This is a genomic window from Frankia sp. Mgl5, assembly GCF_023242985.1.
Classification (GTDB): Bacteria; Actinomycetota; Actinomycetes; order Frankiales; family Frankiaceae; genus Parafrankia; species Parafrankia soli.
Genome location: NZ_JALKFY010000556.1, coordinates 1 through 341, shown reverse-complemented (window position 1 = coordinate 341; position 341 = coordinate 1). Strand labels below are relative to the sequence as shown.

Below are 341 nucleotides of genomic sequence, written 5' to 3'. Positions count from 1 at the left end.
CCTCGGACCGGAAGGCGGTCACCGTGGCGGTCAGATTATTGCCACCGGGACTCCGGAAGAGGTAATCAAAGTGGCTGCCTCCTACACAGGCCAGTTTTTGGGGCCGATTCTGGAGCGTGACCGGGCTCGGACGCAATCGAAGCTGCAGCAACTGGTTTCAAAAGAGGAAACTGCGGTTACCAATCAATAACCACGGTGCTATCGAGGCGGACGAAGCAACTGCTTCTGATACAGTAAAGGATGCAGAAGCGGGAACGGGTGAAAGAGCGGGAGGACGGGGTCGAGAGCATGGAGTACGCTGCGGGAAAGAAGCATAACGCTGCAGAAAACACGGATTACAC

The 341-nt window shown here is 56.0% G+C and carries 1 protein-coding gene; it reads left to right on the top strand.

The window, feature by feature from the left end; translation table 11 throughout:
* On the top strand, window positions 1-190 hold a 190-nt coding region (locus tag MXD62_RS10605; protein WP_248829144.1), incomplete at its 5' end, for a hypothetical protein.
* Window positions 191-341 lie beyond the last annotated feature (151 nt).